The sequence below is a fragment of the Geobacillus sp. Y412MC52 genome (assembly GCF_000174795.2).
GTDB classification, from domain to species: Bacteria; Bacillota; Bacilli; order Bacillales; family Anoxybacillaceae; genus Geobacillus; species Geobacillus thermoleovorans.
Map to the genome: position 1 here is coordinate 1,627,267 of NC_014915.1, position 21,108 is coordinate 1,648,374.

Genomic DNA, 21,108 nt, shown 5'->3' on the forward strand with positions numbered 1-21,108 from the left:
TATCTTAATATTCTTGATTATACTTGATCTCATTATATTTTCAATCACCGGCCCGGTAATTCAACTTTTCTTTTCCAGATGCCCCGATCGCAAGCTTGACGCTCACGGACAGCGTGTTGTTGCCGAGCGGGATGAGGCCATTGGACTGATGTTGTTTCCAAATATCCGGGCGCTGGCGATACAGCTGCTCCGACAGATTCAATATATCGATCTGCTGCTCTTTGCCAAGTTCATACAGGCGGCGGATCTCTTGCTTCACCGTTTGTTCCGCCAGTTTGGTCAGTTGTTTTCGCGAGAGCGGTTTGCGCAGTTCGATGATGGCGCCTTGCGCCTGCACTTGGACATCAAAAGCGGGCTCTCCATCCTTCACTTTGACCGACCATTTCGTTTTCGGTTCGCGGACGACAAGCGAGGCGACCGTTTTCCCTTTTTGTTTGACATAAATCGGTGTGCGGCGAATGTCGTATTCGAGCCAGCGCAGCCCCTCTAGGTCGGAGCGGCGGACACATTGCTGCAGGCTGTAATGGTGGACAAAACACACGCCGGAAACAGCAAGCATCGACTTCGGCTTTTTATTTTCGATCCAGCGCCGTCTGTCGATCGTTAAATAAGGAAGCCTTGCCGTAGAGGCTTTTTCATCTGTATCGGCAATCAGCCGGTTGAGCCGGATGGGGCGGATAAACGAACTTTGTTGAAAGATTTCTTCCGGGTTGGACAACAGCGAATAATAGGAGGAAGCGTTTAACAGCGGCGTCGCTTCAAACAGCTCGGAAAGCGGCTCATCGGTGGCGTACACCCATGCTGTATGGCGAATTTCGTTGTAACGGTTCAGCACGTCGATCACATCGGCCACGATGCCTTTTTGCAAGGCCCGTTTGGTAAAGACAATGCTTTTTACATGGCCCCATGACACCCTTTGTTGAATGGAAGGGTAGATTTTGTCGGTCGCGATATTAAACGTTTCGCCAGCGGCTTTGCCGATGGAAACGGCCGCTTTCTCTTTGCCGCCTCCGGCCTCGACTTTGGCGAGGGCGGTGAAACCAACCAGCTGGACGTAGGCGATCACTTGGCCATCTTTATAATCCACCCCAATGGCATGAATATACACAATATGATCAATGTTGCGCGTATCCCAACAGCCGCTGAGCAATATGACGGAAGCGATGATGGGAAAGAGCCGCTTCCTCATTTTTGTTCCCTCTCTTTCGCAATGAGATCGTTGGGACGCACAATGCGGTCGCGCGTGCGGAACTGTTTCCATGTGCTCGGGATAAATACTTTCCCGATATCTTTTGAGGGCGGCGCCAGCGGCGTGAGATACGGAACGCCGCAGGTGCGCAAGTTGACCGCATAAGTCAAGATGAAAAACAGCGACAGAATGAAGCCAAACAGGCCAAGAACGGTGGAGGCCGTCAGGACAATAAAGCGCAGCAAGGTGACACTGCCGGCCATGTTTTGATTGACGAGCGTGAATGTCGAGATGACGGAAATGGCGGCAATGACGAGTGTGGCCGGGGCGGCGAGCCCGGCGTTGATCGCCGCCTGGCCGATGATTAAGCCGCCGACGACGGACAGCGTCTGCCCGATGGCGATTGGCAGCCGCATCCCGGCTTCCTTAAACACCTCAAACAAAATCATCATCACAAACATCTCCAGCGGCACCGGAAGCGGCACTCCTTGGCGCGACAAAATGAGCGTCGCCAGCAAGGTGAACGGAAGCTGGTCCGGATGGAACGAAGTCAAGGCGACCCAGGCGCCCGGCAAATAAATGGCGACCGAAGTGCCGACAAGCCGGAGCAGGCGTTGAAATACGACAAACAAGAAAAACGTGTTGTCGTCTTCCGACGTGTTCAGCAAAAAGGTTAAATTGCCCGGGCCGATCAAGGCGGTCGGCGCCCCGTCGACCAAGATGATAAAACGGCCGTTGAGGAGCGAATTGACGGCGAAATCGGGCCGCCCGGTATAACCGAACATCGGGAACAAAGAAAACCGGGTGTCGGACAACCACTCTTCAATTTGGTTGGTGCTTGTCACCGAGTCGATGTACAAACTGAGCAGACGGCTTCTCACCTCATCGATGATGGCCGTGTTGGCAATATCATCGACATAGAGGAGCCCCACTTTTGTTTGACTGCGCGTGCCGATGACAAACGGTTCATAGACGAGCCGGTGCGAGCGCAGCCGCTTGCGGATGAGCGCCACGTTTTTGCTGATTTCTTCGATAAATCCATCTTTGGGTCCGCGGATCGATACTTCCGTGTTCGGCTCTTCTGGATCGCGGTTTGGCGGGCTGGCGAGCGGCATCGTGTACAAGACATCGGCTTCGTGAAAATAAATGAGCAAATCACCGCTAAACAACCTGAAGTTGAGATCATCGATCCGCACTTCTTTCCCCATATACTCAAGCGCCGCTGGTCTGCGAGCCTCGATGTCGGCGGCTGAAAAGCATGGATGGTGTTCGCACAGCTCGCGGAACATCGGATAGATGGCTTTTTGCAGCATTTGCGTATCGCACAGTTCCTCGCAATAAATAAACAGCAAATGCACCACAGCGGCCGAGCCGTCAGGCAAAGAGGATGGAATCGCTGTTTCCGTCATGATGACGTCAGGGCATTTGGCGTACATCGTGCGCAATGCCTCTTCAGAGATGATGACGGTCTCGAGCCCTGTGTAATCGTCTTTCAGCCGCTTGCCTTCGGCGGCGCGCATCGGTCGTTTCATCATGTCATCCCTCTTTTCTTTTTTCGGTATGCCAACAAAGCGAAACCACTTAACACAACGGACAGCGCAAGACTAAACAGCAGCGATGCCGGCAGCACCCCATGTTTGACAACATGCAAAAACTGTTCATCGCTGACCGGCGCCAGCGCCGCCAATGTGATCGCCAAGTAAAGGACAATGAGCACCCAACGGCGGGTTTGCGGATGGCGGATCGGAAACAATTCCACAATCAGCGCTGTCGATAAGGAGATGCGGATGAAAGCGCCGGACAGCCATTGATAGACCGACATAAAATCGACATGCTCAATGTACGTCCCTAAACTGACCATCCGCCATTGCTCAAACGCCGGATAGCGAAGGCGCGTCGCCTGCTCGGGGCCAAATTCGGTGATGGCGCCAATCGTCGGCCCGATGCTCAGCCCGGCTGTGAAAACAGCGATGGCGGCGAGCGTTTTCCATGAAAATGGGCGGGGCAGGCGATGGGAGAGAAACAAAAGAACGATCACCTCCGCATATCCCGCTCCGGCGTACATCATGCCGTTGAGCACAGGTCCAACACCATGTTCAAGCGCTGGTCTGAGCAGTGAATAATCTTTATGAGGCGTGGTCGAGAGCATAACGAAAAAACCAAACACGATGACGAACGGGCAAATGATCATGGAAGTGTTGGCAATCGAGTCGATGCCTTGGTACGAGTTATAAAAACAAACGGCCACGATGACAAGAATCAGCGCCCATCTCGGCGTCGCCGTCAAATAAGAGGTGGTGGTGAACGTGACCGTATCGTTTAACGTGACAAAACTATGAAGAAGCAAAAAAGCGCTGCTGACACCGGCCACCGCATAAGCAGCCGCGCTCGAAAACCGGCTTTTCAGCCAGTCAAACAGCCGCTCCCCGTTCAGCTGCTTGGCGATGAAATAAAGAAGCGGCAGCCAAACGAGCAAACCTGCCAACGCTCCCAAGGCGGCGATCCACGCATCGCGGTGGGCGGCCTCAAGCATAAAGGGGATGATGATGACATGATTCATCAGCCCGACCGACAGCATGACCATAAATAACAGTTGCAGAGCGCTAAGCGGCTGTCCGTTCATCATGAATCCCTTTCTTTCCATGCAATCTCTAGAACGATAGTGTTTCCAGTCTAGGGGAATTTATCCGCGCAAACGGCAACCCAACAGCGAAACTTCTCAGGCGGCAGGGGGCACAATACAGGGAAGAAAGGGCGAACATCAACGGCATGCAAGGGGGGAGCAGCATGAAATGGCTTCATTTGACGATCGAATTGGTTACCGGCTTTATTCTGTTGTTCGCTGTCGTGAAAATCGCCGGCAAAAAGCTCATCAGCCAACTAAGCCCGTTTACGTTTATCTCGGCCATTGTCCTTGGCGAGCTGCTCGGCAATGCCCTGTATGACGACCATATCCATCTTTGGTATATCATCTACTCCATCACCCTTTGGGGAGCGATGCTGATGACGGTGGAATATGCGAGCCAAAAATGGCTTTCCTTCCGTTTATGGAGCGAGGGGAAGCCGACGGCTCTCATTCGGAACGGGGTCATTGATTACGAGGCCTTGAAAAAAAGCCGCTTGACGCTCAATCAGCTGCAAAGCTTGCTCCGCAAACATGAAACCTTTTCGATCCGCGAAGTGGCGTTTTGTTTTTTGGAGGCGGACGGGGAAATCAGCGTCCTCAAAAAAGCCCATTATCAAAAAACGACGCGTGAAGATTTCCAGCTGCCGCCCCACCCGGTGTATGTCCCGGTGACGCTGATCCGCGATGGCCAGCTGTTGGCAGACGAATTAGCGGAGCTTGGGAAAACGGAGCAATGGCTGGCCGCCAAACTGCAAAAACAAGGAATTGCCTCGCCAAAAGACGTGTTGATCGCCGAATGGCTCGAAGGAGATGGCTGTTTGTTCAGACATATCAGCCCGCCGAGCGGCAACGGCCAACGCGGCGGCAAACGGCGCCGGAATGAGATGCAGAAAGAATCCGGGAATGGATTCTTTCTTTATTTTGGAAAAAACTCTTGCCTTTCTTCTGTTTTATGTGTACTATTGGTTATAGTACGGTTGTGACAATGAGAGGAGGAGGGGAGATGTTTGAGCTCGATTTGCGAAGCCGCCAGCCGATTTACGAGCAGCTGATTGACAAAATGAAAGAAATGATCGTTCGCGAACTATGGCAGCCGCACGATCAGCTGCCATCGGTCAGGACGATGGCGAAACAGCTGATGATCAACCCAAATACGATTCAAAAAGCGTACCGCGAACTGGAGCGCGACGGCTGGATTTATTCGATTCCAGGGAAAGGCAGTTTCGTCGCCCCGCGTTCAAAAGAACCAAACATCGAGGCGATCGCCGCGGTCCGTGAGCAGTTTGTCCGCCTTGTCAAGGAAGCGCGGTTTTTAGGGGTGACAAATGAGCAGTTATGGCAATGGATTCGAGAAGGGGAAGAAAGAGGGGGAGAATCGTGATTCAACTTGTGGACGTGACGAAAACGTTTGATCGGTTTGCCGCCGTCAAGGGCGCGAACATGATGGTGCCAAAAGGAGCGATTTACGGGCTGCTCGGCCCGAACGGCGCCGGAAAAACGACGCTGCTAAAGATGATGGCCGGCATTCTCCGCCAAGATCGCGGAACGATTGCAGTGGACGGGGAGGATGTGTGGGAAAATGTCCGCATCAAGCAACGCCTTTTGTTTTTGCCGGACTTTGTCTACTTTTTTCCGCACGCGACGATTCGGCAAATGGCGGATTTTTACGAGCAACTGTACCCGTCGTTCAGCCGCGGGCGGTTTATGGAATTGCAGTCCGTCTTTGCGCTTGATCCGAACAAAAAGATTCAGCAGTTTTCCAAAGGCATGCAGCGCCAAGCGGCGTTTTGGCTCGCCTTTTCCGTCCAGCCGGATGTGCTCATTATGGATGAGCCGCTTGATGGGCTCGATGCATTCGTCCGCCGTCATGTGAAGCAGCTGCTCATAGAAGAAGTGGCCGAACGGGAGATGACGGTCGTCATTTCGTCGCACAATTTGCGCGAGCTCGAAGATTTATGCGACATCGTCGGATTGATGGCGCAAGGGACCGTACGGATGGAGCGTGATTTAAACGAGCTGCGCGCCGGGATGCATAAAATTCAAGTCGCGTTTCGCGGCAGATTTCCGAGCGAGTTGGCCGAACGCCTTGACATCGTGCATCGCGAGGAGCGCGGCAGCATCGTTCTTCTTGTCGTCCGCGGCGAGAAACGATCCATCGAAGAGACGGTGAGTTCGTTTGCTCCGCTCATTCTCGACATCTTGCCGCTGTCGTTGGAAGAAATTTTTATGTACGAAATGGGGGATGTTGTCGATGTCCGCGAAACAGTTGTCGGCTAACCGCGCCATGTGGACGCAAAATGTTCGCCAAATCGGCTGGATTGCCATCATTCATCTGTTGTTATGGCTGGCGGCGATCGTATTGCCGATTGGGCTTTCGTACTCGCAATATGATCCAAAAGTCGGAAATGTGCCGCAATGGAAGAACGTGTACTATATATCCAACGGGTTCGAGACGCTGATTGCTTGGCTTGTCCCGATCTTGGCGGCGGCCGGTGTGCTTCGCTACATGCACGAGAAACGGTCGGCTGATTTCATCCATAGCTTGCCCATTCGCCGCACCGAACTGCTTGTCGGGCAAGTGCTATTTGGCTGGATGCTTTTGATTGTGCCGCTTGCCGTGACCGCGTTGGCCGCCATTGGATGCCTGTATGGGCTCGATCTTCGGTGGCCGATTGGGGCGGCGGATGTAGGGCGCTGGTTCGGTGAGACGATTGTAGTGGAGACGGTTATTTTTGCCCTCGGCATTATGGTAGGGGTGCTCGTCGGCCAATCGGTCATTCATGTCGTCTTGACCAACATTGCCCTCTTTTTTCCAACAGGCATCATGGTGTTGCTGTTTAGCAACTTGCCGTTATGGTTGTACGGATTTCCCGATGGGTACTATTTATCGGAAAAGCTGATGAATTGGGCGTTGCCGATTCGTTATGCGATGCTGACGGATCAAGCGATGAGTGCGGGAGAAATCGGGATGTTGTTGCTGTTGTCGCTTCTATTTTTCAGTTTGTCCATCTGGCTGTACGAGCGGCGGCCGACGGAAGCGGCCGGGCAGGCGCTCGCTTTTTCAGTGCTTCGCCCGCTGTTTGTGTATGGAGTGGCGTTTTGCATGTGCTTGACCGGGGGGTTCTACTTTGGACAAGTCCAACGGCAGTGGGGATGGATCATCTTTGGGTATGTTGCGTTTTCGCTCATCGGGTATGCCGTTGCGCAAATGGTCGTGATGAAAACATGGCGCGTCTTTCATAAGTGGAAAGGGTATGCCGCCTTTGCCGTTGCGATGTCGGTTTTATTTTTGGCCGTGCGCCTTGACCCAATCGGATATGTAAGCCGTGTTCCTGAGCTTGCCGACATTGAGAAAGTGTATTTCGGCCAGTCGGTGATGAACTGGCAATATCCTGACAGGGTGGGGAGCGAGTTTGAAGCATTCGATCAGTTTTTGCGCACGAAGGACAACATCAAGGCTGTAAGGGCGTTTCACGAGCAGATCGTGCGCGATCAGCCGCTGCCGTCTCGTTTTGCCAACGTCCAGCCGGTTGTGATCGGCTATGTGCTCAAAGACGGCACGCGCCTCCTCCGCCGCTACGTAGTGCCGATTGAACCGTACATGCCGTATTTTCAGCGCATCATGGGCTCAAAAGAATATAAGCAGCAATATTATTTGTTGCTTCGCCCGAGCTATTCTCCGATCCGCCAAGTGACGATCCGAAATGTCGAAACTGGGCGTCCGGTGGTCGTGCTGGCCGATCCGAAGGAGATCGACTCGTTTCTTAAGGGGTTGAAACAAGACTTATGGCAGAAGCCGGTTGAAAGTTTGTTGGGAGGACGAGTATGGAACGGGGAAATCGAGTTTTTGCAAAGCGACGGGGATCAATTCAGTCTTCCGATTGACCAATACAGCTCCTATGTACGGAAATGGTTGGAAGATCGTCATTTATGGGAGAAAATCCAAAAATAACGAACACAACGGGCAGACGGTGAGCTGCCCGTTTTCGTTTAAGAGGACATCTTTTTCCGCCGCCAAAGCCATGCGGCGAGCAGATCGAGCATCCACAAAAGAAGGAACAGAAATAAGATGAACAGCTCAGGCGTCTCCATGACGCGGAACGGATTGAGGATGTTATGAAGCGATTGGGGCAGCGCCAGTCCCATCAACAGATCCATTCCGACGGCGGTTGTGACCAGAAGCAAGAGAAAGGTGAAAGAGGCAAAAATAATTTTCAACGTAAGACACCTGCCGCTTTTTGAGGTTAGTGTTTGCCAATAAGAAGGAAACGATACGCTGTCGTATACACTTTTGGCCGCTTGTCTATAATGGATGATGGAATGATGTGGAGTGAGGAGGAGAGGGGCATGCTGTTTCAATGGGGGATGCGCCGGCAGCAAGGACGGATGGACGACAGCGTGCAGCAGGAAGGGCCGGACCATAGCGGCGAGGCGTCGGATGTCCCGCAAGAGCCGCTTTCTGCTGAACTGGCCGTCAATATTGACATCATTCGCCAAAAGACTGGAGAGAGCAACGATATCGTCATCCGCCGTTTTGCGTTGGGTCAGGAATGGCAAATAAAGGCAGCTATCATTTTTGTCGACGGACTTGTTGATGAGAAAAACGTGTACGAGTTTGTGCTGACGCCGCTGCTTCAAGCGTCGTTTCCGCTGGCGCTTGAGGAAAAAGAGCGGTTTCAATGGATCGAGAAAAAGCTCGCCGCGGTCGGCGGTGTGAAACATATTTCTGACTGGGGGAAGCTCTTTTTTGAGCTGTTTTCTGGAGCAACGGTCATACTCATCGACGGGGTGTCGTTTGCCGTAAGTGCAAGCACCAAAGGCGGCCAATATCGTGCAGTAGAGGAGCCGCAGACGCAAATCGCCGTCCGCGGTCCGCGCGAGGGATTTACAGAGTCGTTGCGCACGAACACAGCGATGATCCGCCGTCGCATTAGAAATCCCAATCTTTGGCTCGAGACGATGCAAATCGGAACGGTGACGCAGACGGACGTTGCGATCATGTACATTAAGGGAATTGTCAATGACGGAATTGTGAAGGAAGTTAGGGAGCGCCTGCGCCGCATTGACATTGATGGTGTGCTTGAGTCTGGTTATATCGAGCAGTTGATCGAAGACCAGACGTTCACGACTTTCCCGACAACTTATCATACAGAACGGCCGGATATTGTCGCCGCCAATTTGCTTGAGGGGCGGGTGGCTGTGTTCGTCGAAGGGACGCCGTTTGTTTTATTGGCGCCAGCGGTGTTCATTCAATTTTTTCAAGCGGTGGAAGATTATTATGCTCGCTTTGACATCGCCACCGCTCTTCGCTTTTTGCGCGTGTTGATTTTCTTTATTTCTCTTGTCGCTCCAGCCATTTATATTGCGTCGACGACGTTTCATCAAGAAATGATCCCGACCCAGCTCGTCATTGCCATCGCCGCCCAGCGCGAGGCGGTGCCGTTTCCGGGATTCGTCGAAGCGCTCGTCATGGAAGTGACGTTTGAAATTTTGCGCGAAGCCGGCGTCCGCCTGCCGCGCGCCGTCGGTCAAGCCGTGTCGATCGTCGGTGCTTTGGTCATCGGCCAGGCGGCGGTGGAGGCAGGATTTGTGTCGTCGGCAATGGTCATTGTCGTGTCGATTACTGCCATCGCGAGCTTTGCGACGCCGTCGTTTGCCATTGCCATCTCCGCGCGGCTCATCCGCTTTGGGTTGATGTTTTTGGCCGCCATGTTCGGTTTTTATGGCATTATGATGGGGATTTTGGTGATGATGATTCATTTGTGCAGCTTGCGTTCGTTCGGCGTGCCGTACATGTCGCCGCTTGCCCCGTTCATTCCGACTAACATGGGCGATACGCTGTTTCGTCTGCCTACATGGATGTTCCGTGAGCGGCCTCGTCTCATCAATCAGAAAAACATCGTCCGCCAGTCGGGCGATCAAAAACCGGAACCGCCGGCGCCGTCGCGCCAAGAGAAAGGGGATGGATCATGAAGCGGGGGATCGCCATCTTTGTTCTTCTTGTCGTCTGCACCGGGATGCTGGCTGGGTGTTGGAGCAAAAAAGAATTGACCGATTTAGCGTTTATTATTGCCGTCGGTCTGGATAAAACGAAAGACGGCAAGTATTTGGCTTCGTTTCAAGTCGTCAACCCCGGCAACGTCGCCGGCGCGACGCAGCGTGGAGGTGGAGCGGCCGGTGTACCAGTGTCGATTTACACATCGACAGGAGACACGTTGGTTGAGGCGAGTCGAAAAGCGTCGGAAAAGATGTCACGCCTTCTCTATTACGCGCATACAAACTTGATGGTGATCGGCGAAGAAGTGGCGCGAGAAGGGCTTGACGGAGTATTTGATGCTCTGGAACGCAACAGCCAATTTCGGACGACAGCTCACCTTGTTATCGCCCATGGTCATTCGGCTAAAGAGATATTAACGGTGTTGACGCCAGTCGATAAAATTTCCGCCAATCAAATTATCAAAACGCTCGAGTTTTCGGAAATGGCGTGGGGCCAGACGATGAATGTCGACGTTTGGCAAGTGATCCGCGATCTCGCTTCTCCCGGACGCAATCCGGTCATCACCGGTGTAAGGATTGAAGGAAATCCGGCGCGCGGCAAACGGCAAACAAACGTTCAATCGTCTGTTCCGGACGCCCGCGTCAGTTTGGACGGCTTGGCGCTGTTTAAAAACGGACGCCTCGTCAAGTGGGTGAACGGACCAACGGCGCGCGGCGTCGTCTGGGTGCTCGATCGCATCAAGCAAACAAATGTGACGATTCCTTGGAATGAAAAACAAGAAGCGATCGGCTACCGAACGGTGCGAGCGAAAACGGACGTTGAAGCGACGGTCAAACGCGGCCGACCAACCGTTTCCGTTCACATCAAGGCGGAAGGGGACATAAGCGAGGCGCTCGTGCCGATTCATTTGGATGATGCCAATGTGTTGTTTCAATTGGAAAAAGAAATTGAACGTGACATAAAAAAAGAAGTGAAACAGGCGATTGAAACAGCCCAGCGCGCGCGGACCGATGTTTTTGGATTCGGCGACGCCGTTCACCGCGCCGCCCCGCGTTTGTGGAAGAAAATCCAAAACGAGTGGCATGACCGGTACTTTCCGGAGCTTGACGTCACGGTGACCGCGGACATTTATATCCGCCGCATCGGCTTGCGGAACAAACCGTACATGGAGAAATAGTGAGTTGGACATGAACGAAGTGGAAGGAAGCAAAGGCGGTGAGGTTTGGTTGGAACCGATCAAAATCAATGCACGCCAGCTGTTCGTTTTAATTGTCCTGTTCGAACATGGCAGCGCCATCGTCATTCCGCTCGGCGTGAGCGCCAAACAGGACGTGTGGATCGCCATTTTGCTTGGACTGGCGCTCGGGCTGCTTGTATTCTCTGTTTATGGGCGTTTGTTTCGCTATTATCCTGATCAGCCATTGATCGTCTATATGCAGCGCATTGTTGGGGCGCCTCTTGGCAAATTGTTAGGAATCGTATATGTGACGTATTTTCTTTACATTGACGCTCGCGTGTTGCGCGACTTCGGCGAGTTGTTGTTGACGTTTGCCTACCCGGAAACGCCGTTGTTTGTGTTAAACGCCATTATGGCGTTGGTTGTCATGTACGGCGCCTATAAAGGATTGGAAGTGTTGGCGCGCACCGGCGAGCTGTTTTTGACAGTGCTGTATGTGATGGCGTTGGCTGGATTTGTGCTTGTGTTCGTTTCTGGGGTGATGGATCTTTCTCAGTTGGAGCCTGTTTTGGAAGAAGGATGGGGGCGGGTGTGGAAAACCGTGTTTACGGAAACGTTGTACGTTCCGTTTGGTGAGATGATTGTGTTTACGATGTTGTTTCCGTATACGAACAACCCCGCGAAAGTGAACCGGGCCGCCATCGCTGGCATGGTGTTGACCGGGTTGAACTTGGCGGTCATTGCCGCGATCAATATGGCTGTTCTCGGCCCGGATGTTGCGTCTCGCTCGTCGTTTCCGCTGCTTGATACGATCCGCCGCATTCAAGTCGCCCATTTTTTCGAGCGGCTTGATGTTTTTTTTATGATCGCGCTCATTATCGGCGGGTTTTTTAAAATCTCGATCTTTTTTTATGCCGGAGTCGTCGGGGCAGCTCATTTATTCGGCATTTCAAGACATCAACGAATCGTTTATCCGCTTGGGATGCTTGTGTTGCTTTCGTCCGTCGCGATTGCCAGCAACTACGCAGAGCACATTTACGAGGGGTTGAAGATCGTCACCTTTTACTTGCACATCCCGCTGCAAATCATCATTCCGGTGCTCTTGCTTGTGATTGCGGCGATTCGCCGGCGGTTTGGATCATCGGCAAAATAAGAAAAACGGACTAGAAGATTTATGCGGCAGCAAGCAGGAAAAACCGCAAAAAAACACGAATACAACAATAACCTGTTCCTGTGAGGAACAATGGGGCGAAAAGTGGTGCTGAACATGCAACCCGAAGGCGGGGTGGAAACAACCCGGCGCCGACGTGCGTTTTTGTTTCGGGAAGCCGGTGTCAGCTGAAAGCGATTGATTTTGATTATAACGAAAAAGGGTTGAACGATGGTGAAGGCGAATGTACAGGCGATCGATCAGCTAGATGCGGAACAGTTGGGCAGCGGCATGGTGATTACCGACCGTCAACTTTCGATTGTTGCGGTCAGCGAGCCGACGCCAAGATGGCTCGGATTTGCCAAAAACGAATTAGTCGGGCGGCCGGTCGGCGTTCTGTTTTCAGCCGAATGGTCGGCCGCGTTGTTGGACAGCATCGCCGAGGCGGTAAAAAAGGACGGATGTTGGCAAGGAGAAGCGCGCCATGTGGCGAAAAGCGGGAAAGCATATACGAGCTGGATGAACGTCTATCGGTTGTCAGGCAGCGAGGGAGAATGGCTCGTTTGGCATTTTGTTGAACAAACCGCTATGCCTCCAGCTGATCGACCAACGACGTCTGAGTTGCTCGGGGTCATTTACGATTCCGCCCCGTTTGCGGTTGTTCCAGTGGCGGCGGACGGAACCGTGCAAGATTGGGGGCTTAGTGCCGAGCGGCTGTTTGGGCGCCGAAAAGAAGAGGCGATCGGCCGCCCGATATGGTCGCTCTTTCGTTGCGGCAGCCAAACATGGCTTCCGTTTCCTCCCAAAGAGCAGCGATGCGGCGAAGGGATGGTGCAGCGCCGGGACGGCACGTCCGCCAATGTCTCCTATACGGTCATTCCCATGCTTCAGGCGGACGGATATATCGTCCTTGTCGAAGACGAGACGAAGCAAAAGCAAAAAGAGGCTGAGCGGCGGCGCCAAGTCGAGCTGGCCAAAAAAATTCAGCAAAATTTGCTGACGCCGCTCATTCAAAACGAGGCGGTGACGATGGATGCCGTCTATATTCCATCCGATGATTTGTCAGGCGATATTTACGCTTGCTATCAAATCGACCTGTACCGCTACGGGGTGATCGTCATCGACGTGATGGGCCACGGCATTTCGTCGGCCTTGGTGAGCATGTTGCTCCGCTCGCTTTTGCGCGGGTTGATCGTGCGCGTCATCGACCCGGTCTCGGTGGCGAGCGAGCTGGAAAAGCATGTGCAAACGTTGTTTCCGGATGAGGCCAACGACATCCGCCACCTGTTTTCCATGATTTATTTAGTGATTGACACGAAAGAGCGAAAAATTGAATATACCAACGCCGGCCATCCGGCTGGGCTGCTCGTGTTTGACGATGGAAGCGTCCATGAGTTGGACAAAGGCGGTTTGGCGATCGGCAGCCCGTTTTCCTTGCCGTTTGAAAAAGGGGTGATTCATTACGACAAGCGGGCCCGTCTCCTTTTGTATACAGACGGCATTTTAGAGGAGATCGATCCGTCGATTTTGCAAAGCATTGAAAAAATTCGCTCGTGCACGCAAATGTGCCGCCATTTGCCGGATAAACGCTTCCTTGAACGTTTAATCAGCCAAGGTCCGCCGCTCGTCAGCCCTTCCGACGACATTTGCTTATTGTCCATCACGGTTCATGGATAGGCGGGACGCTTTGTGGTGTGTGAATGGATCGTGCGCTGCCGGGCGGACGAGGAAGCGGTTTTGGTTTGCCATCTCCTTGCGGAACAGGCTGCTTCGTTGTTTGCTGTCCGTGATGCGGAATTGTTTGTGTTGGCGGTGCATGAAGCGGTCGTCAATGCCGTTAAAGCTGTTCAACGGGCGGGGATGGAGGCGGGGACGATTTCGCTCTCCTTTTTTGTCACAAGCGCTGACGTGGCCGTGGCGGTTGAGGATGAGGGCGGCGGCGTTCCGGCGGACGTGATCGAGCAGCTTGATCAAATGACGCTCTCTGATGTATTGCTCGCCGAATCAGGACGGGGGCTCTTGCTCATCCGAGAAATTATGGATGACGTTATGTGGGTTGAGCAAAAGGGCGGCCGTCGGATGCTTGTCATGAAAATGAGTCGGAATGCAACATAACTGGCTTTGGTGCAAGGACGCATCCATCCATGTGATCGGAACGAATGCGGGTGGTGGCCGAGGGCAGGGCATGGCTGGTCAACGATAGGGGGATACCATGAAACAGCAACGTTTGTCGTTTGAATTGGAAATGGTTGTAGAACGCGCATACGAATGCATCAAGCTAACCGGACGGCTTGCCTATGATACGCAGCTCGCGGCGGAACAAAAGCTGGCGACGGCGGTGGCTGCTGTCAAGCGCCGCCTTGTCGTTGTCGACGTGAGCGGCCTTCGATTTTTGGACAGTACTGGATTGGCGCTCCTTGTCCGCTTTTTTAAGCAAATCGTCAGCGAAAGCCGCGCCATGGCCATCGTCGTCCGGGATAACGCCGCTATAGAAAAGATTTTGCTGATGGCCAAGCTCGACCGGCTGTTGCCGATCGTTGGAGATGAACAACAGCTGTTGTCCCTTGCACCGCCAAGCTCTTTCGACCATATTAGCCAGGAGGCGCTTTATTCGGCATGGCGTCAGCGTTCGTCATAGACATGGCTCTCATGCCGAATCAACTGGAAGATTTCACATTTCGCTGGCCCAAAAGCGTGTCGTCTATTTTTCCGACTGCTGAAGGCAAGCCACAGGCTTGCCTTCGTCGCGCCAAGGTGTGACGGAAGACGGAATAACCCCCTGCTTCCCAGACCCATGCATGGGTCTGGAAGCGGTGTTGTTCAGTCACCCGCCAGTCGGGCATCTCGATCGAAACGACTGAACAGACCCGTTGTTCCCCTATTGCCGCCGATGGCCCCCGAGCGATGACACATTCGTTCGGGGGTTTTGTTCCTCTTGGCCGGGAGCATCTCCGCTTCTGCAAATGCATTCTCATTGTCAAATAAATATTTCGGGTTTAGAATAAAATTATACACAACGATGAACGGCGGCTGGGCCCCGCGATCGGAATGGAGAGGAGAGTGGCGCAGACATGGGGCGGGTGCTTATCTATTTGCGGCCATATGGGAAGTGGATGGCGTTAGCTTGGTTGTTTATGTTGACCGAGCTCATCATCGAGCTTTGGCAGCCGCTGTTGATGGGGAAAATCATCGACGATGGTGTCATGAAACAGGATGTTGCGGCCATTTTCACGTGGGGAGCAGTGATGCTCGGGGCGTCGCTGTTGGCGTTTGCTTCAGGCATCGCCAACTCATTTGCCGCTGCCTACGTCGGTCAGGAGTACGGATTTGCGCTGCGGACGGCGCTGTTTGCCAAAATCCAATCGTTTTCGCTTGCGCGCATCGAGCAGTTGTCGCCGGCCTCGCTCATCACCCGGATGACGAACGACGTGACCCAAGTGCAAAACATGTTGTTTATGAGTTTGCGCATCGCCTTGCGCGCGCCGCTTCTCGTCGTCTTCGGCGTCGTGATGGCGTTTGTCGTCCATGCTCGTCTGGCGTTGGTTTTAGCGGTCGCGGTTCCGCTTTCCGCCGCCTTTTTATTATGGGTGGTGCAAAAGGCCGCCGCCTCGTTTTCCGCCGTCCAGCGGGCGCTCGATCGAGTGAATGGCGTGATGCGTGAAAACTTGGCCGGCATGCGCCTCATTAAAGCGTGGATGAGAAAAGAATATGAAGAGGAGCGGTTTGCCGAGGCGAATGATGCGCTCATGGATCGGACGATGAGCGTGCTGCGCCTCATCGAGACGATCACCCCGGCGTTGTTGGTTTTGATGAACACGGCCATTCTCGCTCTGCTGTTTTTCGGCCGGCTTCATGTCGAGGCGGGAACGGCGAGCGCCGGGCAGGTCGTGGCGGTCATCAATTACGCCACGCGGGCGACGGCGGCGCTGTCGATGTTTACGTTTATTACGATGGCGTTCTCGCGGGCGCGCGCCTCGGCCGCCCGCCTCGCTGAACTGCTTGAGGTGCCGGAAGAGCGAAGCGGGGAGCACAGAGCCGATGGACCGATCGTCCGGCACGGGGAAATTCGCTTTGAGCATGTTTCATTCCGCTATCCGGACAGCAGGCACGATGCGCTCTCTGACATTTCGTTTGTCATCCGTCCGCAAGAAACGGTGGCGATTTTAGGAGCGACCGGCTCGGGTAAATCGACGCTTCTTCAGCTCATCCCGGGATTGTATGAGCCAAGCGCCGGGCGGGTGTTGATCGATGGCATCGATGTGCGCGAGTTTTCCGCGGAGCAGTTGCGCGCCTATGTTCGTTTTGTTCCGCAGGAAGTGCTGTTATTTTCCGGCACGGTCGCCGACAACCTCCGCTTCGGCAAGATGACCGCGACGATGGAAGAGATTGTGCAGGCGGCTCGTGATGCGCAAATTCATGAAACAATCACTCGGTTTCCGGATGGATACGACGCACTGATCGGTCAAAAGGGCGTCAATTTATCAGGCGGGCAAAAGCAGCGGCTGTCGATCGCCCGCGCCTTGGTTGGGCAACCGCGCATTTTGCTTTTGGATGACAGCACAAGCGCGCTCGATGCAGAGACGGAAGCAAAGCTGCTCGCAGCGTTGCGGCGGTATGCGTGCACGACGGTGATAGTGACGCAAAAGGTGAGCGCGGCGATGGCGGCCGACACGATTTTCCTTTTGGAAGACGGCCGCCTGATCGCGCAAGGAAGCCATGAACAACTGCTGGCGGCAAGCGAACTGTATCGACGCATCGTCGCGACGCAGGAAGGAAAGAAGGGATCCATCGATGTCACTACGGCATAGTCCTCACGGAGCGCGTTTGGGAGCAAGTCCGCAACGGGCAAAAAACAGCGTCGGCACTTTGCGGCGGCTTTGGGTGTTCATCGTTCCGCAAAAGCGAAAGCTGTTTGCGGCCATGGCCATGGTGATGGCCAGCTCGGCGCTGGCGCTCGCCGGCCCGTACGTCATCGGCCGGACGGTCGATGGGTACATTGTGGAGCAGAAGACGGATGGGTTTATGGCGACGCTCGTTTTGCTTTTTATTATTTATATCGCCCTTGGCGCGGCAACGTTTTTGCAAAACTATTGGATGATCGATGTCGGCCAGCGGACGGTGTGCGGGATTCGCGAGCGGCTGTTTCGCCATTTTCATGAGCTGCCGATTTCGTTTTTTGACCGCCGCCAACAAGGGGAGCTGATGAGCCGGATTACCAATGACATCGACAACATGAGCCAGACATTTAACAGTACTGTTGTCCAGGTCGTCTCGAGCACGTTGACTTTGATGGGCGCTATCGTGGTCATGCTTTCACAGAGCGTTGTGTTGACGATCGTAACGCTTGTTGTCGTGCCGCTGATGTATGTGGGCATGCGCTGGATCACAAACCGGACGCGGGTGCGTTTCCGTGAGCAGCAACGGGCGCTCGGTGAGATGAACGGCTTTATCGAAGAGGTCATTTCCGGACAGAAAGTCGTGAAGCTGTTTTCCCAAGAAGAGCGGATGGAGTCTGAATTGGCGCGCAAAAACGCCGAGCTGAAACAAGCCGGGTTTTGGGCGCAGACGTATTCCGGCTTTATTCCGAAGCTGATGAACTTTTTAAACAACGTAAGCTTCGCCCTCATCGCCGGCGTCGGCGGATGGCTGGCGGCCAAAGGAGCGATTTCGGTCGGCACGATCGTCGTATTTGTGGAGTATGCTCGCCAGTTTACCCGCCCGCTCAACGATTTGGCCAACCAATGGAACACGTTGCTGTCGGCGTTGGCTGGCGCTGAACGGGTGTTGGAAATTTTGGATTTGCCGAAAGAAGAGGAAGACGAGCGGGAAGCGGTGGCCTTGGACCGGCTTGATGGACGCATTGAGTTTCGTCAAGTCGTCTTTTCTTACGACAAACAGCGCCCGGCGCTCGACGGCGTCACCTTTTCCATCGCCCCAGGGGAGACGGTCGCGCTTGTCGGCCCGACTGGAGCCGGCAAAACGACCGTATTGCAGCTGTTGACCCGCTTTTACGATCCAGATCGAGGAGTGATTTTGATCGACGGGCGCGACAGCCGGACGATCAAGCGGGCGAGTTTGCGCCGGCATATGGCGTTTGTGCTTCAAGATCCGTTTTTGTTCGCCGGAACGATCCGCGACAACATTCGTTACGGCCGGCTTGAGGCGACCGATGAAGAAGTCGAGGAAGCGGCGCGCCAGGCGAACGCCCACTCCTTTATTATGAAGCTGCCGGACGGCTATGACACCGTTTTGGCCCCAGGAGGCGGCGGAATCAGCCAAGGGCAGCGGCAGCTGTTGGCCATCGCTCGGGCGATGATCGCCGACCCGGCCATTTTGATTTTGGACGAAGCGACGAGCAACATCGATACGGTGACCGAAGTGCGCATTCAAGAAGCGCTCGCGCGGCTCATGAACGGCCGGACGTGCTTGGTCATCGCCCATCGGTTGAACACGATTCAACATGCCGACCGCATCCTTGTGCTCAACGAAGGCAAAGTGATCGAGCAAGGGACGCATGAAGAGCTGTTGGCCGTAAAAGGATTTTATTTCCAATTGTATCAACGCTATTGGTTGTGCGGTGTGCAACAGGCATAACTGTATGGAGTCAGTCAAGACTTTGTGGAGAACATTTTTTCGGTTCACTACGGGTTTGGTTTCTGCCCAACTTTCATCGATTCAGATGTGCCTGCAACGCCGCAACCGCCGCCGTGGTCATCGCGATTCATCTTTTAGGAAAGTGGATCGGTTTTCCATCCGAACGGACATGGCATTGTTTTGTCACGGGAAATTTGTTCACAAACGGCTCGTTTCTCGAACGTTCCTAGTACAACCGCCGTTGCCGGGTGCTTGACTTCGCCATCAAATGGATCCGCTGTCGTGAGCCAAATGCGGCCAACATCATGCCTATGCCAAAGAAGAGGCTGGATTCAAAAGGTTGGTTAGCGACCTTTTGAGACAGCCTCTTTTTCAGTGAACTATTCAGTGCAAGCAGAAACAATGGAAGCAATTCCAAAGAAACTCAATAAAGCATCTTTTAAATCTGGAGCAACATTAGAAGCGGCGGCATTCACTGCACGTTCCCAAGCAACAGTCCGAGAATATTTTAGTTTTCTGTAATTTTGATAGTAATTGATAGCGGTAGAGACAAATTTTGCTGTTCCTCCAAGAGCTTTTAATGCTGACTTAACTTTTAGAATTTTGGATGGTGCCCAAGCTAACGAGACAAGCGCAACTCCTACAGCAGAAATACATCCAATGACGCCCTGTATACGGAATTCTCCTTGGTTTGTTTGGTTGTATTGATATTCTATTGCTGACAAGACAGCGGGGTCATCAATATTTCCTTTATACCAGTTAATAATGGCATCCGTTCCTTCTAAAACAACTGATTCAGGAATTTGTTCAATGATGGATAGTGTTTGTTGGTAATCATCTAATCCAGGCAATTCTTCTTCAATCCAATCTCCTACATAATTTTCTTCTGCTTGCGCTTGAGCAATTCCTGCACCACCCAAAGTGGATAAAACTAATACAAAGGATAAGAGGAACGATAAATAACTTTTTGTTTTGCTCATTGGAACTCCCCTTCTTGATTCGGTTAGAAAGTTATTATATACATGAAATATCATAATTTGTATATTTTTTCAATATTTTTAGTTAATACCTTCAAAAATTTTGCTAAATTGATATAATAATTGTGGTAATAACTTAATAGGTTCATCACCACAACATGTACTTGACAAACAAGGGATTTTCTTGAGACGCCGTGTATGAAAAAAATGATTTACTGATTTTTCCTTATGAGATTTGATCAAAAAAGCCCTCTTGGTATGATGCAGGGGTGTACATCATCAATCACCATAACCAAGGAGGACTTCAAATGAATTGTACACAAAATCAGAAAATCAATCTCAGAAAATCAATCAAGTCACGGAACACATGTTGGTCGTGGTCATCGATATCGCCAAACGAACCCACTACGCCTGCTTCGTGGATGATCGGGGCGCGTGCTTCGCAAGTCGTTCCCGACCTTCCAGTCGAAAGAGGGCTTTCGCCAGCTGTATGAAGCGATTCAGGAGGCGATGCAAGCGTTCGGGAAGCCGCAGGTGATCGTCGCGGTGGAACCGACCGGGCGCGACTGGTTGAACCTCACATTTCGCACCCTGAATAAAAATTCGAAATAAGCCAAGTTTGACCGAATAAAAATTAATTATTTTACAATTTTTTGTATAAAAAATTATTTTTATGCGCATATCCGGGTTGTTTTTTGTATATTATGCAAAGGTTGCGAAATATGAGTTGAACCTAGCCGGCTTCCTCGAGGAGCACGAGATCCCGTTGGTGATGGTCAACCCGGCGCATGTGTGCCGGTCGAAAGAACTCGATGACAACCCGCCCACGAAACATGACGCCAAAGACGCCCTGGTCATCGCCAGACTGGCGAAAGACGGACGATTCCTCGTCCCCCGGCTGCTGCACGAGATCGAAGCCGATTTGCGCGTCGGGAGCACGCTCAAAGAGAAGCTCCGCAAGGAACAGACGGCGGTGAAAAACGCGATCGTCCGCTGGACCGACCGGTATTTTCCGGAGTTTTGGACGGTGTTTCGCAACTTGGGAAAAATGGCGCTTTCAGTGCTGGAGTGGACGCCGCTTCCGGCCGATATGGCAGGCCGATCCGCCGAGGAGCTCATCGAGGTGCACCGGCAAAGCGAAGGGTTGAAAAGCCCGCAGAAAGCCAAGATTCAGGCGTTGATCGACGCCGCAAAGGACTCCATTGGGGGTGACGGAAGGGGCGACGATGGCCCGATTTGAGATCGCCGCGCTCGTCCGCCGATACCGCCAATTGGAGGCCGAAATAGGGTCGCTGGATGCGGAGTTGAACCGGAGAAGCTGGCGTGATCTCCTTCATGCGAACTCGAGTGCTCAGGAAAGGAAGAGTGCGATGAAAAAAACAATTAAACAAAAATAT

At 52.9% G+C, this 21,108-nt stretch carries 16 protein-coding genes and 4 pseudogenes; 15 read left to right on the forward strand and 5 right to left on the reverse strand.

The window, feature by feature from the left end; genetic code table 11:
• Positions 1 to 40 precede the first annotated feature (40 nt).
• From GYMC52_RS08045 to GYMC52_RS08055, 3 genes are read right to left on the reverse strand one after another with little or no spacing between them, the layout of a single operon-like run.
• Positions 41 to 1,189 (reverse strand): Ger(x)C family spore germination protein, encoded by a 1,149-nt coding sequence (locus GYMC52_RS08045; RefSeq protein ID WP_013523697.1) that lies wholly within the window; start codon positions 1,187 to 1,189, stop codon positions 41 to 43.
• On the reverse strand, positions 1,186 to 2,721 hold the full coding sequence (locus GYMC52_RS08050; protein WP_013523698.1) for a spore germination protein: 1,536 nt from the start codon (positions 2,719 to 2,721) through the stop codon (positions 1,186 to 1,188). Before GYMC52_RS08050 ends, GYMC52_RS08045 begins: the two co-directional genes overlap by 4 nt.
• The gene (locus GYMC52_RS08055) at positions 2,721 to 3,812 is read right to left on the reverse strand and encodes a GerAB/ArcD/ProY family transporter (RefSeq protein WP_013523699.1); all 1,092 of its coding nucleotides are present in this window, start codon (positions 3,810 to 3,812) and stop codon (positions 2,721 to 2,723) included. The genes GYMC52_RS08050 and GYMC52_RS08055 overlap by 1 nt, the downstream gene beginning before the upstream one ends.
• A gap of 164 nt (positions 3,813 to 3,976) precedes the next feature.
• Here GYMC52_RS08055 and GYMC52_RS08060 point away from each other — a divergent pair.
• From GYMC52_RS08060 to GYMC52_RS08075, 4 genes and pseudogenes are all read left to right on the forward strand, one after another.
• Positions 3,977 to 4,698: pseudogene (locus GYMC52_RS08060) on the forward strand (DUF421 domain-containing protein).
• Between the two features lie 120 nt (positions 4,699 to 4,818).
• Positions 4,819 to 5,196 carry a GntR family transcriptional regulator gene (locus tag GYMC52_RS08065; protein ID WP_013523701.1) on the forward strand — a complete coding sequence of 126 codons (378 nt, stop codon included), beginning with the start codon at positions 4,819 to 4,821 and terminating at the stop codon, positions 5,194 to 5,196.
• Positions 5,193 to 6,092 (forward strand): ABC transporter ATP-binding protein, encoded by a 900-nt coding sequence (locus GYMC52_RS08070; protein ID WP_013523702.1) that lies wholly within the window; start codon positions 5,193 to 5,195, stop codon positions 6,090 to 6,092. Before GYMC52_RS08065 ends, GYMC52_RS08070 begins: the two co-directional genes overlap by 4 nt.
• Positions 6,067 to 7,767, forward strand: coding sequence for an ABC transporter permease (locus GYMC52_RS08075; RefSeq protein ID WP_013523703.1), 1,701 nt, complete (start codon positions 6,067 to 6,069; stop codon positions 7,765 to 7,767). Before GYMC52_RS08070 ends, GYMC52_RS08075 begins: the two co-directional genes overlap by 26 nt.
• Positions 7,768 to 7,805: 38 nt before the next feature.
• Here the strand turns inward: GYMC52_RS08075 and GYMC52_RS19600 are convergent, their stop codons facing one another.
• Positions 7,806 to 8,033: a hypothetical protein gene (locus GYMC52_RS19600; protein ID WP_041469450.1), complete on the reverse strand. Its 228-nt coding sequence runs from the start codon at positions 8,031 to 8,033 to the stop codon at positions 7,806 to 7,808.
• A 129-nt stretch (positions 8,034 to 8,162) separates the two neighbouring features.
• Between GYMC52_RS19600 and GYMC52_RS08085 the strand changes: the two genes are divergently transcribed.
• From GYMC52_RS08085 to GYMC52_RS19270, 9 genes and pseudogenes are all read left to right on the forward strand, one after another.
• Positions 8,163 to 9,788 (forward strand): spore germination protein, encoded by a 1,626-nt coding sequence (locus GYMC52_RS08085; protein WP_013523704.1) that lies wholly within the window; start codon positions 8,163 to 8,165, stop codon positions 9,786 to 9,788.
• Complete coding sequence (locus tag GYMC52_RS08090; RefSeq protein WP_013523705.1) at positions 9,785 to 10,990, forward strand: Ger(x)C family spore germination protein; 1,206 nt, start codon at positions 9,785 to 9,787, stop codon at positions 10,988 to 10,990. Before GYMC52_RS08085 ends, GYMC52_RS08090 begins: the two co-directional genes overlap by 4 nt.
• A gap of 49 nt (positions 10,991 to 11,039) precedes the next feature.
• Positions 11,040 to 12,143: a GerAB/ArcD/ProY family transporter gene (locus tag GYMC52_RS08095; protein WP_015731702.1), complete on the forward strand. Its 1,104-nt coding sequence runs from the start codon at positions 11,040 to 11,042 to the stop codon at positions 12,141 to 12,143.
• Positions 12,144 to 12,371: 228 nt separating this feature from the next.
• Positions 12,372 to 13,817 (forward strand): SpoIIE family protein phosphatase, encoded by a 1,446-nt coding sequence (locus GYMC52_RS08100; protein ID WP_013523707.1) that lies wholly within the window; start codon positions 12,372 to 12,374, stop codon positions 13,815 to 13,817.
• Positions 13,818 to 13,829: 12 nt separating this feature from the next.
• The gene (locus GYMC52_RS08105; RefSeq protein ID WP_013523708.1) at positions 13,830 to 14,255 is read left to right on the forward strand and encodes an ATP-binding protein; all 426 of its coding nucleotides are present in this window, start codon (positions 13,830 to 13,832) and stop codon (positions 14,253 to 14,255) included.
• Positions 14,256 to 14,352: 97 nt separating this feature from the next.
• On the forward strand, positions 14,353 to 14,778 hold the full coding sequence (locus tag GYMC52_RS08110; RefSeq protein ID WP_013523709.1) for an STAS domain-containing protein: 426 nt from the start codon (positions 14,353 to 14,355) through the stop codon (positions 14,776 to 14,778).
• A 433-nt stretch (positions 14,779 to 15,211) separates the two neighbouring features.
• Entirely contained in the window at positions 15,212 to 16,948 is a 1,737-nt protein-coding gene (locus GYMC52_RS08115) for an ABC transporter ATP-binding protein (protein ID WP_013523710.1), read from the forward strand.
• The gene (locus GYMC52_RS08120) at positions 16,932 to 18,734 is read left to right on the forward strand and encodes an ABC transporter ATP-binding protein (protein WP_013523711.1); all 1,803 of its coding nucleotides are present in this window, start codon (positions 16,932 to 16,934) and stop codon (positions 18,732 to 18,734) included. Before GYMC52_RS08115 ends, GYMC52_RS08120 begins: the two co-directional genes overlap by 17 nt.
• A 4-nt stretch (positions 18,735 to 18,738) precedes the next feature.
• A pseudogene (locus tag GYMC52_RS19270) lies at positions 18,739 to 19,050 on the forward strand (IS982 family transposase); the annotation flags it as partial.
• Between the two features lie 64 nt (positions 19,051 to 19,114).
• Here GYMC52_RS19270 and GYMC52_RS08125 read toward each other — a convergent pair.
• The gene (locus tag GYMC52_RS08125) at positions 19,115 to 19,714 is read right to left on the reverse strand and encodes a hypothetical protein (protein ID WP_013523712.1); all 600 of its coding nucleotides are present in this window, start codon (positions 19,712 to 19,714) and stop codon (positions 19,115 to 19,117) included.
• A 364-nt stretch (positions 19,715 to 20,078) separates the two neighbouring features.
• Here GYMC52_RS08125 and GYMC52_RS20410 point away from each other — a divergent pair.
• Positions 20,079 to 20,272: pseudogene (locus tag GYMC52_RS20410) on the forward strand (IS110 family transposase); the annotation flags it as partial.
• A gap of 160 nt (positions 20,273 to 20,432) precedes the next feature.
• A pseudogene (locus GYMC52_RS08130) lies at positions 20,433 to 21,018 on the forward strand (IS110 family transposase); the annotation flags it as partial.
• Between the last annotated feature and the right edge of the window lie 90 nt (positions 21,019 to 21,108).

What these genes read in the sequence shown, in the direction of transcription:
- GYMC52_RS08110 (WP_013523709.1), top strand. Translation starts at nt 14,353, where the DNA reads ATGAAACAGCAACGTTTGTCGTTTGAATTGGAAATGGTTGTAGAACGC.
- GYMC52_RS08120 (WP_013523711.1), top strand. Translation starts at nt 16,932, where the DNA reads ATGTCACTACGGCATAGTCCTCACGGAGCGCGTTTGGGAGCAAGTCCG.
- GYMC52_RS08055 (WP_013523699.1), bottom strand. Translation starts at nt 3,812, where the DNA reads ATGAACGGACAGCCGCTTAGCGCTCTGCAACTGTTATTTATGGTCATG.
- GYMC52_RS08065 (WP_013523701.1), top strand. Translation starts at nt 4,819, where the DNA reads ATGTTTGAGCTCGATTTGCGAAGCCGCCAGCCGATTTACGAGCAGCTG.
- GYMC52_RS08075 (WP_013523703.1), top strand. Translation starts at nt 6,067, where the DNA reads ATGTCCGCGAAACAGTTGTCGGCTAACCGCGCCATGTGGACGCAAAAT.
- GYMC52_RS08045 (WP_013523697.1), bottom strand. Translation starts at nt 1,189, where the DNA reads ATGAGGAAGCGGCTCTTTCCCATCATCGCTTCCGTCATATTGCTCAGC.
- GYMC52_RS08050 (WP_013523698.1), bottom strand. Translation starts at nt 2,721, where the DNA reads ATGAAACGACCGATGCGCGCCGCCGAAGGCAAGCGGCTGAAAGACGAT.
- GYMC52_RS08090 (WP_013523705.1), top strand. Translation starts at nt 9,785, where the DNA reads ATGAAGCGGGGGATCGCCATCTTTGTTCTTCTTGTCGTCTGCACCGGG.
- GYMC52_RS08085 (WP_013523704.1), top strand. Translation starts at nt 8,163, where the DNA reads ATGCTGTTTCAATGGGGGATGCGCCGGCAGCAAGGACGGATGGACGAC.
- GYMC52_RS08115 (WP_013523710.1), top strand. Translation starts at nt 15,212, where the DNA reads ATGGGGCGGGTGCTTATCTATTTGCGGCCATATGGGAAGTGGATGGCG.
- GYMC52_RS08100 (WP_013523707.1), top strand. Translation starts at nt 12,372, where the DNA reads ATGGTGAAGGCGAATGTACAGGCGATCGATCAGCTAGATGCGGAACAG.
- GYMC52_RS08125 (WP_013523712.1), bottom strand. Translation starts at nt 19,714, where the DNA reads ATGAGCAAAACAAAAAGTTATTTATCGTTCCTCTTATCCTTTGTATTA.